This window comes from Mycobacterium sp. NGS11 (assembly GCF_059813315.1).
Window position 1 is genome coordinate 79,525 of record NZ_JCALEJ010000019.1, and the last position, 14,316, is coordinate 93,840.

Here is a 14,316-nt window from a genome sequence, read left to right on the forward strand (position 1 = left end):
AAGGCCGCTGAACGTCACGCTAGCGTGGCACTCGGTATGCGGCGTTGCGCTGGCGTGTCCCCCACAAGTGGGTGGTACCCCCAGCTCGGATAGCAGAGAGCGGGAACTTACCCATGGCGGGACCGGTAGCAGGCGTCAAAGTCGTCGAACTCGGGGTCTGGGTGGCCGGCCCCGCAGCCGGCGGCATCCTCGCGGACTGGGGCGCCGACGTGATCAAGATCGAGCCGCCGGCCGGTGATCCGGCGCGCATGTTCGGCCGGATGCTGGGCTGCGATTTGGGCTTGAACCCGCCGTTCGAGATGGACAACCGGTCCAAGCGCAGCGTCGTGCTGGATCTCGGGACCGACGACGGCCGGGCCACCGCATTCGAATTGCTCGCCGAGGCAGACGTTTTCCTGACCAATGTGCGGCCCGGCGCGCTACGGCGCCTCGGCCTGGACTTCGAGGCGGTGTCGGCGACCAATCCGCGTCTGGTCTACGGGCTCATCACCGGGTACGGCGAAGACGGGCCGGATGCCGACCGGGCCGCCTTCGACGTCGCCGCCTTCTGGTCCCGGGCCGGGGTGGCCCACCTGCTCACCCGCCCCGGCGACACGCCCCCGTTCCAGCGCGGCGGCATGGGCGACCACTCCGCCGGGATGACGATGGCCGCGGCCGTATGCGCGGCCCTGCTCGCGCGCGAACGGACCGGGACGGGTCAGCTGGTGACCACCTCGCTCTACCGGCAGGGTGCCTACACCGTCAGCTTCGACCTCAACACCTATCTGATGAGCGGACAGCCGATCGCGATCGGGCAGCGCGAAACCATGGGCAATCCGTGCATGAACAACTATGCCGCGGCCGACGGCCGGCGGTTCTGGATCGTCGGCCTGGAGGCCGAGCGGCATTGGCCGGCGCTGTGCCGGGCGGTGGGCCGGCCCGAGTGGCGCGACGATCCCCGATTCGCCGATGCCCGTTCCCGCGCCGTCAACTCGACCGAGCTGATCGCCGCTTTGGATGACATCTTCGCGACGCGCCCCCTCGACGAATGGGCGGAGGTGTTCGCCGGCGAACCGGACTTCTTCTGGTCACCGATCAACTCCCTCGAGGACGTCGTCGCCGACGAGCAGTTCCACGCCGCGGGCGGCATCGTCGACGTCCCCGACGGCGAAGCCGCCGTGCCGATGGTTGCCACACCGGCGGATTTTCACGGGACTCCGTGGGCACCGCGTTCTGCGGCACCGGAACTCGGGCAACACACCGCGGAAGTGCTGGCCGACCTCAAGGCCCGCCGCGGGTCCTGACGGGCCGGCGGTAGCTTTACAAATTCCGCAAGAAGTGTCACCCTGTCCGGTGAGTCGCATCGGCCCGCGCGTGACGCGGCTCCAGCCCAAGACAAGCGCTTGTGACCCGCCAGCGAACTGGTGGTGAGGAATGGATCGATGGTCGCTCCCACGTTCGACATCAGCAAGAGCGGCGCTGCGGAAGCAGCCCGCGCAACCGGCGAGGGTCTGCGTTACCGGCTCGACGTGGTCGCGGCCAGCGCCGCGGATGTCGTGCAGTCGGCCGGCGGTTGGCTCTACGACCGGGCCATGGCCGGTTGGGAGGTGACCGTGCTGCTCCCGCGGGGCTGCGATACCCGGTCGCTGCGCATCCTGGGGGTGCGGGCGGCGGACCTCGAGCCCGAGCTTGCCGGCGTGTGCGCGGGCTCGACGAGCCTGGCCGTCAGCGCTCAGGCGTTCACCGCCGACGCCCGGGTGCGTGAGGCCGTGCTCGAGTCACTGGACAACCCGCTGATCGAGGTCGCCCTTTGGGGTGAGGGATGGCCCCTGGGGGTGAACCGTGCGACGACGCGTGCGCAGCATCTGCTCAGCGGCGCGGCCCGCATGTTCAAGAGCTATGCGCTTGCGGCGGCGGGCATTCCGGGCGCGACGGTCGATGCCACCGAGATGTTGCTGTGTGACGTGGGCTTGGGGGCCGCCTCAGAGCTGATCCGGCTCGACTAGCCCGATGAAGAAATACTTCGGACACACCCTGCTCTACTTGCACGAGACGATTTCGCTGGGCTCCGGGCGCAGCGACCGGTTCACCGAGATCTTCGCCGACACCTATCAACCGATGATGGAGCAACTCGGCGCTCGGCTGTTCGCGATTTGGGAGTCCACGCCGTACAACGGTCACTGGCCCCAGGTGACGGTCATCTGGGAGATCGACGGCTTCGCCGACTACGCCAGGATCGGGGCCGCGCAGGCCCGCGGCGGCAGCCACGAGGCCGCATCCGGCAAATGGGCGGCGTTCCTGGCTGACGTCGGCGCTTCGGGGGAGGGCCGCATCATGTACCCCGGGCCCAGCAACAAGACGCTCGCCCAGCTGCGCGAAGCCAATTTCACCGCGCCGCTGGTGATCCAAGAGATCATGCAGACCAAACCGGGACGCCAGGACGACTACATCCGCGAACTGGAGCGGCTCTACGTTCCGTGGTCGGAACGGACCGGCAAGCGCTGGCTCGGATCGTTCACCACGACCTTCCGCTACAACGAAGTGATCCACTACTGGGCGCTGGACGGCGGCTGGGACTGCTTCGCCGAGCACTATCCGTCCTGGAAGGAGAGCCCACCGGCCGAGATCGTCACGTGGATGAGCGTGGCGCCCGCGTTGCGTGACGGCTGGGAGGATTCCATTCTGCAGGCCCTCCCGCCATCGCCGCTGCAGTGACGGAGCGGCTGAACGCCTTGACCATCAACGACTTTCGGTATGACCCGTTCGACGCGGCGGTGATGGCCAACCCATTGCCGTACTACAAGACACTGCGCGACCACCACCCCGTGTACTACATGCCGCAGTGGGACACGTTCGCGCTGTCACGCTTCGAGGACATCTGGGCGGTGCTGGAAGTCAACAACGGCACGTTCGTCGCCTCCGAAGGCACGCTGCCGCCGGCATCGGTTCTGGCCCAGCACAACAGCGGGCCGGTCGCCGACCCGCCCCTGCACCCACTGCCGTTTCACGCCATGTTCGACGCGGACCTCTACGGCGAGATCCGGCGCACCCACTCGCGGCCGTTTCGGCCGCGATCGGTCACCGACCTGGAGGGCCGGATCCGCGCGTTGGCCAACGAACGCCTCGACGCGCTGCTCCCGGGCGGTGCGTTCGACCTGACCCAGGACTATGGCGGAATCGTGGTGGCCGCAATCGTCTGCGAATTATGCGGTATTCCAACCGATCTCGCACCGCAAGTCCTCGCCACCGTCAACGCCGGCAGCCTCGCTCAGCCGGGCGTCGGTGTGGACACCGGCCAGGCGCGGCCCAACTATTTCGAATACCTGCTGCCCGCGGTCGCGCGCCGCCGCGCCGATTCGTCCGGGACACCACTGGACGTGGTCGACGGCCTGCTGGGCTATCACCTGCCCGACGGCAGCGCGCTCGACGACATGGAAGTCGCGACCCAGATGCTGTGCATCTTCATCGGGGGAACCGAGACGGTGCCCAAAATAGTCGCCCACGGCCTCTGGGAGCTCAGCCGGCGGCCCGAGCAGCTGGCCGCCGTACGCGCCGACCTGGACAACAACGTGCTCGTCGCGCGCGACGAGATGATCCGATTCTGCGCACCCGCACAGTGGTTCGCGCGCACGGTGCGCAAGCCCTTCGAGATTCACGGCGAAACCCTGAATCCGGGCCAGCGCGTCATCACCCTGCTCGCCTCGGCCAACCGCGACGAGCGGGAGTACCCCGAGCCCGACGAATTCATCTGGGACCGGCCCATCCGCCGCTCGCTGGCATTCGGCCGCGGCCAGCACTTCTGCATCGGATATCACCTGGCGCGGCTGGAAGTGGCTGTGCTGCTGGCCGAATGGCTTCGCCGGGTGCCCGACTACGCGATCCAGGCCGACTCGGCCACCCGGCTGCCGTCCAGCTTCCAATGGGGCTGGAACAACATTCCGGTGGAGGTCTGACGTGTGGTCCTATCGGATCATCGCCCCGTATCTGTTCGAGCGCACCACGATCGACGACAAGACCCCCGAGTGCCTGGCCGACGGGCAGGTGCTGTTGCGGTTTTCGGCCGCGGGCGTTTGCGGCAGCGATCTGCCGGCCTTCCGCGGTGCCCGGGGACGGATCCCCGGTGACGACGGCCGAAGCGGTCCCGAGAAAGACGGCTTCCCCATCCACGAGGTCGCCGGCGAGGTGATCGCCAGCCGGCACCCCGCCCACCGCCCCGGCGATCAGGTGGTCGGCTGGGCCTCCGGATTCGACGGCATGATGGAACGCATCGTCAGCGACGGCGACGGACTGGCGTCCTACGATCCGGCGCTGACCCCCGCCCAGGCGGTCGGGCTGCAACCGCTGGCCTGCGTCCTCTACGCCTGCGGACAGCTCGGCGACCTGGCCGGCCGGCACGTCGCGATCATCGGCCAAGGGTCCATCGGGCTGTTGTTCTCCTATGTCGCCAAGGCGGCGGGGGCGCGACGCGTCACCGGCGTCGACCCGATCGAACGCCACGGCCTGGCAGAGGCTTTCGGGGTCGACGACCCGGTGCGCGCCACCAGCGACCGCTGGGTGAGCCAGCTCGAGGGCGCGGACCGCGCGGACGTGGTAATCGAGGCCGTCGGCCATCAGGTCGCCACCCTGAACCACGCCATCGACGCCGCCGCCCCCGGCGGCACCGTGTTTTATTTCGGTGTCGCCGACGACGAAATGTATCCGATCAGCATGCGGGCGATGCTACGCAACAACCTGACTCTGAAATCCGGTGTGACACTGGACCGCCGGCGGATGCTGGAGCTTGCCGGCAAGTTCGCCGCCGAGCACCCCCGGCTGCTGGGCGCCTACCTCACCCACACCTACGGCGTCGACCAGGTGCAGGACGCCTTCGAACTGGCCTGCCGGCCGGTCGCCGAACGCATCAAGATCGCCATCGCCGGTGCGCCATGACTTCGCCGAGCAATTTACAGCAGGCGCTGAGCCGCAAAGCCCCGATATTCGGCGGCTGGATCACCGGCCCAACGGAACTGGGGCCGGAGGAATTCGCCCGCGCCGGTTACGATTACGTCGGCTTCGACGCGCAACACGGCTACCTCGACGACGCCGACATCGCGCGCATCCTGCGCCGCATCGAGCACGTGCCCGTCGCCACGGTGGTCCGCCTGCCCAACGCCGACGCGGCGCCGATCGGGCGGGTGCTCGACGCGGGTGCGGACGCCGTCGTCATCGCGATGATCGAGTCGGCGGACCAGGCCGCCGCGGCGGTGGCCGCCACCCGCTACCCGCCGCGGGGCGTGCGCAGCTTCGGTCCGCTGCGCGCCAGCCTCGGGCACGACCCGACCGCCCACGAGTCACGGGCCGGCGTGTTCGCGATGATCGAGACCGCGGCCGCGCTCTCCGGCATCCACGACATCTGCGCCGTCGACGGCCTGACCGGAATCTACGTCGGCCCAGCCGATCTGGCCATTTCGCTGGGCGCCGGTGTCGTCGGCGCCACCCGGCATCCGGAGGTGCTCGACGCGATCGTGCGCATCCATCGGGCGGCGTCGGACGCGGGTCTGGTCACCGGCATTCACGCCGGGGACGGCAAGACGGGTCACGCCATGGCACAGTTGGGATTCGGCATGATCACCCTGGCGGCCGAGTCACAGGCGCTGCGACGCGGCGCCGCGGAGCACCTGCGCGAGGCCACGCAATGACGGACGACGACGCGAGCCGCCGCTGCGCCACCTGCGCCAAATTGGCCGACAGTCGCGAGGTGAACCCGGCATGAATCAACGCGTCGCACTGGTGACCGGCGCCGCCGGCGGACAAGGCTGGGCCATCGCCAAACGCCTGCGCGACAAAGGCTTTTCGGTGGCCGCGTGCGACCTGCGGGCAGCCGAACTGCTCACCGCCGTCGGCGAAGCGCACGACGAAGACCTGATCGCCCTCGAGCTCGACGTGACCGCATCCGAGCAGTGGGACTCGGTGGTCGCCGAGGTCGCCGGTCGCTTCGGCTCGCTGAGCACGCTGGTCAACTGCGCGGGCGTGCTACACCGGGCCTCGCTGAGCGCGGAGACACCCGCCGGCTTCGAAACCGCCTGGCGGGTCAACTGTCTGGGCCCGTTCCTCGGGATGCGCGCAGCGCTGGAGCAGCTACGCACGGCGCCGAATGCCTCGATCGTCAACATCTGCAGCACCGGCGCCATCCGCCCCTTCCCGCAGCACAGCGCCTACGGATCATCGAAGTGGGCGTTGCGCGGGCTCACCCAGACCGCCGCGGCCGAGCTCGCCCCCTCCGGCATCCGGGTCAACGCCGTCTTCCCCGGGCCGATCGCCACATCGATGCTCGACGACGCCACCCAGGCGCGGCTGGCCGGGACGTCCATGTTCGGGCGGATCGGCGAGGCCGGTGAGGTTGCCGACGCGGTGGCCTTCCTGGTGTCCGAGGAGGCATCGTTCATCACCGGCTCCGAACTCGTCATCGACGGTGGGCAATGCCTGCAGATCCGCTGAAGGTCGGCAGCGGCGCCGGCGGCGCGCGGTGACAGAACTGGACGGGGCCGATCGGCTCGACCCCGCGTTGCGTGACGTCGCGACGGCGCGGACCGAGTTTACGCTGGCCGCAATACAACTCGCGCGTGAGCCGTTCAACGAACGCCGCCGGCTGACCGCGGAGCGGACCGATGCGTCCGGGGTCCGGATCGTCGAGAGCCACGTGCCGACGGAATTCGGCGGTGTCAGGGTGCGCATCTATCGCGGTGGGCCCGACGACGGGGCGCCGGGCGTGGTGTACTGCCACGCCGGCGGATTCGCGCTGGGCAACCTGGACACCGACCATCGCCAATGCGTAGAGCTTTCGCGACGCGGCCGCTGCACGGTGGTGTCGGTGGACTACCGGCTCGCCCCCGAGCACCCGTTCCCGGCGGCCCTCGAGGATGCGGGCGCCGTGCTGCGGTGGGTGGCCGCGAACGCGGGGCACCTGGGAGTGGACCCGGGGCGCCTGGCCGTCGCGGGCAGCAGCGCCGGCGCCACCGTGGCCGCGGGCCTGGCGCAGCGGGCCGCCGACGAGACACTGCCGCCGGTGGCGTTTCAGTTGCTGCACCAGCCGGTGCTCGACGATCGGGTCACCGGATCGAAGGCGCAGTTCCGCACCAGTCCGGCGTTCGACGGCGAGGCCGCCGAATTGATGTGGCGCCACTACCTGGGGCCGGCCGGCGCGCCGGAGCTCTCGGTGCCCGCGCGGCGAGACGAATTGGCCGGACTGCCAACGGCTTTGATCACGTGCGCCGAGATCGACCCGTTCCGCGACGAGGCGATCGACTACGCGCTGCGGCTCCTGCGGGCCGGGGTCTCGGCCGAGCTGCACGTCTTCGCGCGCGCCTGTCACGGGTTCGATTCGCTGCTGCCCGACTGGGCTGGCTCGCAACGACTGTTCGCGCTGCAGGGCCACGCACTATGCGGCGCGTTGCACGTTGACTAGCCGTCGAACCTGATCAGTTGACGCACGGCGGTCCCGTCGGCCAGGTTGTCCATCGCCTCATTGATGTTCTCCAACGAAATCGTGGACGACACCAGCGATTCCACCGGCAACCGGCCCGACCGCCACAGCTCGACGAACCGGGGGATGTCCCGGCTGGGCACCGCCGAACCCAGGTAACTGCCGATCAACGACCGGCCCTCGGCCACAAAACCCAACGGCGACACGGTGATTCGTGCGGCCGGGGGCGGCAGACCCACAGTGACCGTGCGCCCGCCGGGCGCCGTCATGGCGATCGAGGTCTCCAGCGCGGCCGGATGACCGACGGCCTCGACCACCACCGCGGCCTTCACCCCGGCGTCGGTGGCCTGCTGCGGCGTGTAGGCGTCGTGGGCGCCCAGGCGCCGGGCGGCCGCCAACTTCTCCGGCAGCTGGTCTACGGCGACGACGCGGACGTCGTCATAGGTCAGCGCGGTGAGCAGCGCTGCCATGCCCACGCCCCCCAACCCGACCACCGCGACCGTCTGGCCCGGCCGCGGATGACCCACGTTGAGCACCGCGCCGCCACCGGTGAGTACCGCGCAACCCAGGAGCGCGGCGACGTCGGCCGGCACGTCGCCGGGCACCGGGACGGCGCTGGCCCGATTGACGACGGCGTGCGTCGCGAAACCGGAGACACCGAGGTGGTGATACACCGCGTGGCCGGCTCGGCTGAGCCGAATGTCGCCGCCGAGCAACGTGCCCGCGCCGTTCGCCGCGCTGCCCGGTTCACACGGCGTCAGCCCCTCGGTTGCGCACGCCACGCAATGACCGCAGCGCGGCAAGAACACCAGCACCACCCGCTGGCCGACGGCCAGGTCGACCCCGCTTGATAGCGCGCCGTCACCGATCTCTTCGACGATCCCGGCGGCCTCGTGGCCCAGCAACATCGGCACCGGCCGCACCCGGTTGCCGTCGACCACGGATAGGTCCGAGTGGCAGATGCCGGCCGCCTCGACGCGGACCAGGACTTCGTCGCGGCCCGGGGGCGCGAGGTCGAGTTCGGCGACGGTGATCGGTCGCGACCGCGCATAGGGCCGGGGCGACCCGATGTGCTCAAGTACGGCGCCTCGAATTGCGGGCATGCTGGAATACAACCATGACGTCGACTTCCGTGGTTCCGCCCGCACCGGACGGGCTGACCAGCAACGACTTTCCGGTGTTGTGGCCGGTCGGAACCCGGTGGGCCGACAACGACATGTTCGGCCACCTCAACAACGCCGTGTACTACCAACTCTTCGACACCGCGATCAACGCCTGGATCAACACCAGCACCGGGCTGGACCCGATCACCACGCCCGCGCTGGGCATCGTCGCCGAATCGGGCTGCCGCTACTTCTCCGAACTGCAGTTCCCGCAGCACCTCGTGGTCGGACTCGCCGTCACGCGGCTGGGCCGCAGCAGCGTCACCTACCGGCTGGGAGTGTTCCGGGCCGCCGGGAATGAGCTCGCCGAAGACAACGCCCAACCGATCACCGCGCTGGGGCACTGGGTGCACGTCTACGTCGACCGGGTCACCCGCAAGTCCGTCCCCATCCCCGACGCCGTCCGCGCCCTGCTGGCGACCGCCGCCGTCGACCAATAACCGCCTGGCAGCAGGCCTTTCGTCATCGAATCGGGCCGCGACGGCACCGCACGGAGGCGCCGACGGCCCGGCTATGCTTCGCGCATGCCAGTGATGAGCAAGACCGTCGAGGTGGACGCCGACGCCGCGTTGATCATGCGGATCGTCGGCGACTTCGAGGCCTACCCACAATGGAACGAGGAGATAAAAGGTCTCTGGGTGCTTGCCCGCTACGACGACGGGCGCCCCAGCCAGCTGCGGCTCGACACCGATTACCAGGGCATGCAGAGCATGTTCATCCAGGCCGTGTACTACCCCGGGGAAAACCAGATTCAGACCGTCCTGCAGCAGGGCGACCTCTTCACCAAGCAGGAGCAGCTGTTCAGCGTGGTGTCGATGGGGGCGTCGAGCCTGTTGACGGTGGATCTGGACGTCGAAACGTCGATGCCGGTGCCGGCGCCGATGGTGAAGCAACTCCTCAACAACGTGCTCGACCATCTGGCCGAAAGCCTGAAGCAGCGCGCCGAGCAGCTGGCCTCGAGCTAGTCGAAGATTCCGGTCCGGTCGCGCATCTCGGCCAGGCGGGTCGCCGCATCGGTGAACTGCCACACGGTGTGTTCGATCACCGCGCTGGTGTCGCGGCGGCGCAGCGCGGCGATCAGCTGGCGGTGGTTGTCGACGGCGGCCTCTCCCCAATGGGGGTCGGCGGCGTAAACCAGCACCGGCATGTAGCGCGCGGCGTTGAGCAGGAACCAGGCCAGCTTGATCCGCCCGCTCGCCTGGTTGAAGACCCGATGGAACGCGAACTCGATGCCCGCGATGGTCTCGGCGTCGCCGGACCCGACGGCCGCGGCGAGCGAGTCGTTGATGCGGTCCAACTCGTCGATCTCGGCCTCGGTGATGTGGTCGGTGGCCGCCGCCGCCAGCTCGCGCGCGATCGATGCCTGCAGCCAGAAGATGTCCTCGATGTCCTGCCGGGTCAAGGGCAGTACGACGTGGCCGCGGTGCGGTTCGAGCTGCACCATGCCCTCGCCGCGCAGCTTGAGCAGGGCTTCACGCACCGGGGTGACGCTGACCCCGAGCTGGGCCGCGGTCTCGTCCAGCCGGATGAACGTCCCCGGCCGCAACGAGCCGGACATGATCGCGGCCCGCAGACGCCCGGCCACCTCGTCGGACAACTGCGCCCGACGCAGCGGCCGCCGACTCCTCGGCTGCATTGACATCGGTGCGTTCACGGGGGCTGCCAGGGCTTTCGTGGGCTTGGCGGGACGGGGTTTAAGTTTTGACGGGCGTTAACGGGGACTTGTCAGTGGACCGTCAACGCCATAGTGTGACCCACACAACACCAAGTTTTATCAAATATCAACCTGGCGCAAGCGGTGCGCGAGTGAAGGGGAGTGCTTAGTTTGACCGCGCAATTGGCGAACCATCCGACACAGGCGGACGAGCAGCCGTACCTGGCCCGTCGACAGAACTGGGTCAACCAGTTGGAACGCCACGCGCTGATGCAGCCGCACGCGGCGGCGCTGCGGTTCCTGGGCAAAACCCTGACGTGGGGCGAGCTGCGCGGCCGGGTGGCGGCCCTGGCCGATGCGTTGAGCCGCCGGGGTGTCGGCTTCGGTGACCGGGTCATGATCCTGATGCTCAACCGCACCGAGTTCGTCGAGTCGGTGCTGGCCGTCAACATGCTCGGCGCCATCGCGGTCCCGCTGAACTTCCGGCTCACCCCGGCCGAAATCGCCTTCCTCGTCCAGGACTGCGAAGCGCGCGTGATCATCACGGAACCCGTGCTGGCCCCGGTGGCCACCGGAGTCCGCGACATCGAGTCACAGCTCGGCACCGTCGTGGTGGCCGGCGGTCCGACCGACGACAGCGTGCTGGGCTACGAAGACCTGATCAACGAGTCCGGACAAGAGCACCGGCCGGTCGACATCCCCAACGACTCGCCGGCGCTGATCATGTACACCTCGGGCACGACAGGGCGGCCGAAGGGCGCCGTGTTGACCCACACCAATTTGACCGGCCAGACGATGACCGGCTTGTACACCAACGGCGCCGACATCAACAACGACGTCGGATTCATCGGGGTGCCGTTCTTCCACATCGCCGGCATCGGCAACATGCTGACCGGGGTGCTGCTCGGCATCCCGACGGTGATCTACCCGCTCGGCGCGTTCGAGCCCGGACAGCTGCTCGACGTGCTCGCCGCGGAGAAGGTCACCGGAATCTTTCTGGTGCCCGCCCAATGGCAGGCGGTCTGCGCCGAACAGCAGGCGCGCCCGCGTGACCTGAAATTGCGGGTGATCTCCTGGGGCGCCGCGCCGGCACCCGACGCGTTGCTGCGCGAGATGTCGGCGAGGTTCCCCGGCACCCAGATACTGGCCGCGTTCGGCCAGACGGAGATGTCGCCGGTCACGTGCATGTTGCTGGGCGAGGATGCCATTCGTAAACGCGGCTCGGTCGGCAAGGTGATACCCACCGTGGCCGCCCGGGTCGTGGACGAAAACATGAACGACGTGCCAGTCGGTGAGGTCGGCGAAATCGTTTATCGCGCACCAACTTTGATGAGCGGCTACTGGAACAACCCCGAGGCCACGGCGGAAGCCTTCGCCGGTGGCTGGTTTCACTCGGGCGATCTCGTCCGCATGGACTCCGAGGGCTATGTGTGGGTGGTCGACCGCAAGAAGGACATGATCATCTCCGGTGGCGAGAACATCTACTGCGCCGAAGTGGAAAACGTCCTCGCCAGCCACCCGGCCATCGTCGAAGTCGCCGTGATCGGCCGCGCCCACGACAAGTGGGGTGAGGTGCCCATCGCGGTGGCCGCTGTCGCCGACGACAATTTGCGGCTCGATCAACTCGATGAGTTTTTGACCGAGCGGCTGGCGAGATACAAGCATCCCAAGGCGCTCGAGATCGTCGACGCCCTGCCGCGCAACCCGGCCGGCAAGGTGCTCAAGACTGAACTGCGGGTGCGGTACGGGGTTGGACAAATCGGCTAAATCCATTCTCGGGCAAGAGGTTTTAGGAGTAGAGAAGAAAGGCGACAGGAGCTGTAACGTTTGCCAGCGGTTGGCGAAGGGTTAATTGTGCGGATGCGGTTCACACGTGCTTGGCCATCGGGTACATTCCTGTGGTCTCCGTTACTACTTGCCAGTAGGGAGCCGATGGTCACAGGCATCAAGCCGGGGCGAGTTGGGGACGACCCCAGCTACATAGCGGTGAGGGGGCGAGGCGTGCTACACGATCCGCCGCGGCGCCATACAGCGCGCGGTGACTGCCGGAGGGGGGAGCGGTGACTTCAACGTCGACTGATCGGCAAGGCCCCTACCTCGTCAGCTATGTGCGCGACCAAGCGCGGACGCCGTTGACGCTCGTCGGGGGATTCTTCCGGATGTGCGTCCTGACCGGGAAAGCGCTGTTCCGTCGGCCGTTCCAGGCGCGCGAATTCATCCTGCAGTGCTGGTTCATCATGCGGGTCGCGTTCCTGCCGACGGTCTTCGTCTCGATCCCTCTGACGGTGTTGCTGATCTTCACGCTCAACGTGCTGCTCGCTCAGTTCGGGGCCGCCGATCTGTCCGGCGCCGGCGCGGCGATCGGCGCGGTCACCCAGCTCGGCCCGCTGACCACGGTGCTGGTGGTCGCCGGTGCCGGTTCGACGGCGATCTGCGCGGACCTTGGCGCTCGCACCATCCGCGAGGAGATCGACGCGATGGAGGTGCTCGGCATCGACCCCATCCACCGCCTGGTGGTGCCCCGGGTGCTCGCCGCGACCCTGGTCGCTACGTTGCTCAACGGCCTGGTGATCACGGTCGGCCTGGTCGGTGGCTACCTGTTCGGCGTCTACTTGCAGAACGTGTCGGGCGGTGCGTACCTGGCGACCCTGACCACCATCACCGGCCTGCCCGAGGTTGTCATCGCAACGGTCAAAGCCGCCGTGTTCGGGCTGATCGCCGGCCTGGTCGGCTGCTACCGCGGCCTGACCGTGAGCGGCGGGTCCAAAGGCCTGGGCACCGCCGTCAACGAGACCGTCGTGCTCTGTGTCGTCGCGCTCTACGCCGTGAACGTGGTGCTGACGACGATCGGCGTGCGGTTCGGGACGGGACACTGACATGTCGACATCCGCGGTCTTTCGCTCCCGCTTCCCGCGAGCGGCAGAGAACCTCAACCGCTACGGCCTGGCCGCGGCCCGCGGTCTGGACGACATCGGTCAGATGGCGTGGTTCGGCACCATCGCCATCGGGCACATCCCGCACGCGCTGCGCAACTATCGCAAGGAGACCCTGCGCCTGATCGCTCAGATCGGCATGGGCACCGGCGCCATGGCGGTCATCGGTGGCACCGTCGCCATCGTCGGTTTCGTGACGTTGTCCGGTAGTTCGCTGGTCGCGATCCAGGGCTTCGCCTCGCTGGGCAACATCGGCGTCGAGGCGTTCACCGGCTTCTTCGCCGCGCTGATCAATGTGCGCATCGCCGCGCCCGTCGTCACCGGTATCGCCATGGCCGCCACGGTGGGTGCGGGTGCCACGGCGGAGCTGGGTGCGATGCGCATCAGCGAGGAGGTCGACGCCCTGGAAGTGATGGGCATCAAGTCGATCTCGTTCCTGGCGTCCACCCGCATCATGGCCGGGCTGGTGGTGATCATCCCCATCTACTCGATGGCGATCATCATGACTTTCCTGTCCCCACAGATCACGACGACGGTGATCTACGGGCAGTCCAACGGCACCTACGAGCACTACTTCCGGACGTTCCTGCGTCCCGAGGACGTGTTCTGGTCGTTCGTGGAAGCCATCCTCATCACCGCGGTGGTGATGATCACCCACTGCTTCTACGGCTACGAGGCCGGCGGCGGTCCGGTCGGCGTGGGTGAGGCCGTCGGCCGATCGATGCGCTTCTCCCTGGTGTCGGTACAGGTTGTCGTGTTGTCCGCTGCGCTGGCGCTGTATGGCGTCAACCCCAACTTCGCACTCACGGTGTAACCACCATGTCCCGACCCATTCAGACCAACGCCCCGCGGACCCCGCCGTACAAGTTGGCCGGTGTGGCGCTCCTGGTCGTCTTCGCCATCGCGCTGGCCCTGGTCTACGGGCAGTTCCGGGGCAGCTTCACCCCGAAGACATCACTGACCATGCTGGCGGCGCGGGCTGGGTTGGTGATGGATCCGGGTTCGAAGGTCACCTACAACGGGGTGGAGATCGGCCGAGTTGGGTCGATTTCGGAGACGGTGCGTGATGGCAAGCCGGCGGCGAAGTTCATTCTCGAGGTGTATCCGCGGTATTTGAAGTTGATC

General features: G+C 68.1%; 16 protein-coding genes. 14 read left to right on the plus strand and 2 right to left on the minus strand.

Annotated elements, in window-relative coordinates; genetic code table 11:
• The first annotated feature begins 113 nt into the window (after positions 1–113).
• The 8 genes from AC5Y4T_RS19350 (at position 114) to AC5Y4T_RS19385 (ending at position 7,423) form a co-directional block, all read left to right on the plus strand.
• Positions 114–1,283: a CaiB/BaiF CoA transferase family protein gene (locus AC5Y4T_RS19350; protein ID WP_499954902.1), complete on the plus strand. Its 1,170-nt coding sequence runs from the start codon at positions 114–116 to the stop codon at positions 1,281–1,283.
• Between the two features lie 138 nt (positions 1,284–1,421).
• Positions 1,422–1,985: a hypothetical protein gene (locus AC5Y4T_RS19355; protein ID WP_499917611.1), complete on the plus strand. Its 564-nt coding sequence runs from the start codon at positions 1,422–1,424 to the stop codon at positions 1,983–1,985.
• A 4-nt stretch (positions 1,986–1,989) separates the two neighbouring features.
• Positions 1,990–2,694, plus strand: a complete 705-nt coding sequence (locus tag AC5Y4T_RS19360; RefSeq protein ID WP_499954904.1) for an NIPSNAP family protein — start codon at positions 1,990–1,992, stop codon at positions 2,692–2,694.
• Positions 2,695–2,756: 62 nt separating this feature from the next.
• Complete coding sequence (locus tag AC5Y4T_RS19365) at positions 2,757–3,932, plus strand: cytochrome P450 (protein ID WP_499954929.1); 1,176 nt, start codon at positions 2,757–2,759, stop codon at positions 3,930–3,932.
• 1 nt (position 3,933) lies between these two features.
• Positions 3,934–4,908, plus strand: coding sequence for a zinc-binding dehydrogenase (locus AC5Y4T_RS19370; RefSeq protein WP_499954906.1), 975 nt, complete (start codon positions 3,934–3,936; stop codon positions 4,906–4,908).
• Positions 4,905–5,657 carry an HpcH/HpaI aldolase family protein gene (locus tag AC5Y4T_RS19375; RefSeq protein ID WP_499954908.1) on the plus strand — a complete coding sequence of 251 codons (753 nt, stop codon included), beginning with the start codon at positions 4,905–4,907 and terminating at the stop codon, positions 5,655–5,657. The genes AC5Y4T_RS19370 and AC5Y4T_RS19375 overlap by 4 nt, the downstream gene beginning before the upstream one ends.
• A gap of 70 nt (positions 5,658–5,727) precedes the next feature.
• On the plus strand, positions 5,728–6,456 hold the full coding sequence (locus tag AC5Y4T_RS19380) for an SDR family NAD(P)-dependent oxidoreductase (protein ID WP_499954910.1): 729 nt from the start codon (positions 5,728–5,730) through the stop codon (positions 6,454–6,456).
• A 28-nt stretch (positions 6,457–6,484) separates the two neighbouring features.
• The gene (locus AC5Y4T_RS19385; protein WP_499954912.1) at positions 6,485–7,423 is read left to right on the plus strand and encodes an alpha/beta hydrolase; all 939 of its coding nucleotides are present in this window, start codon (positions 6,485–6,487) and stop codon (positions 7,421–7,423) included.
• On the opposite strand, the gene AC5Y4T_RS19390 is transcribed toward AC5Y4T_RS19385, so the two are convergent.
• Positions 7,420–8,544 carry an alcohol dehydrogenase catalytic domain-containing protein gene (locus tag AC5Y4T_RS19390; protein WP_499954914.1) on the minus strand — a complete coding sequence of 375 codons (1,125 nt, stop codon included), beginning with the start codon at positions 8,542–8,544 and terminating at the stop codon, positions 7,420–7,422. The genes AC5Y4T_RS19385 and AC5Y4T_RS19390 overlap by 4 nt on opposite strands.
• A 14-nt stretch (positions 8,545–8,558) precedes the next feature.
• Here AC5Y4T_RS19390 and AC5Y4T_RS19395 point away from each other — a divergent pair, with 14 nt between their 5' ends.
• Complete coding sequence (locus tag AC5Y4T_RS19395) at positions 8,559–9,044, plus strand: acyl-CoA thioesterase (RefSeq protein WP_499954916.1); 486 nt, start codon at positions 8,559–8,561, stop codon at positions 9,042–9,044.
• Positions 9,045–9,128: 84 nt separating this feature from the next.
• The gene (locus AC5Y4T_RS19400) at positions 9,129–9,569 is read left to right on the plus strand and encodes an SRPBCC family protein (protein ID WP_499917619.1); all 441 of its coding nucleotides are present in this window, start codon (positions 9,129–9,131) and stop codon (positions 9,567–9,569) included.
• Here the strand turns inward: AC5Y4T_RS19400 and AC5Y4T_RS19405 are convergent.
• Positions 9,566–10,246, minus strand: coding sequence for a GntR family transcriptional regulator (locus AC5Y4T_RS19405; protein ID WP_499954918.1), 681 nt, complete (start codon positions 10,244–10,246; stop codon positions 9,566–9,568). The genes AC5Y4T_RS19400 and AC5Y4T_RS19405 overlap by 4 nt on opposite strands.
• 183 nt (positions 10,247–10,429) lie before the next feature.
• Here AC5Y4T_RS19405 and fadD5 point away from each other — a divergent pair, with 183 nt between their 5' ends.
• The 4 genes from fadD5 to AC5Y4T_RS19425 form a co-directional block, all read left to right on the plus strand.
• The gene (gene fadD5, locus AC5Y4T_RS19410) at positions 10,430–12,025 is read left to right on the plus strand and encodes a fatty-acid--CoA ligase FadD5 (RefSeq protein WP_499954920.1); all 1,596 of its coding nucleotides are present in this window, start codon (positions 10,430–10,432) and stop codon (positions 12,023–12,025) included.
• Positions 12,026–12,318: 293 nt separating this feature from the next.
• The gene (locus AC5Y4T_RS19415; protein ID WP_499917622.1) at positions 12,319–13,134 is read left to right on the plus strand and encodes an MlaE family ABC transporter permease; all 816 of its coding nucleotides are present in this window, start codon (positions 12,319–12,321) and stop codon (positions 13,132–13,134) included.
• 1 nt (position 13,135) lies between these two features.
• Positions 13,136–14,005 carry an MlaE family ABC transporter permease gene (locus tag AC5Y4T_RS19420; protein ID WP_499917623.1) on the plus strand — a complete coding sequence of 290 codons (870 nt, stop codon included), beginning with the start codon at positions 13,136–13,138 and terminating at the stop codon, positions 14,003–14,005.
• Between the two features lie 5 nt (positions 14,006–14,010).
• The coding region (locus AC5Y4T_RS19425; protein ID WP_499954922.1) for an MlaD family protein at positions 14,011–14,316 on the plus strand (306 nt) is incomplete at its 3' end.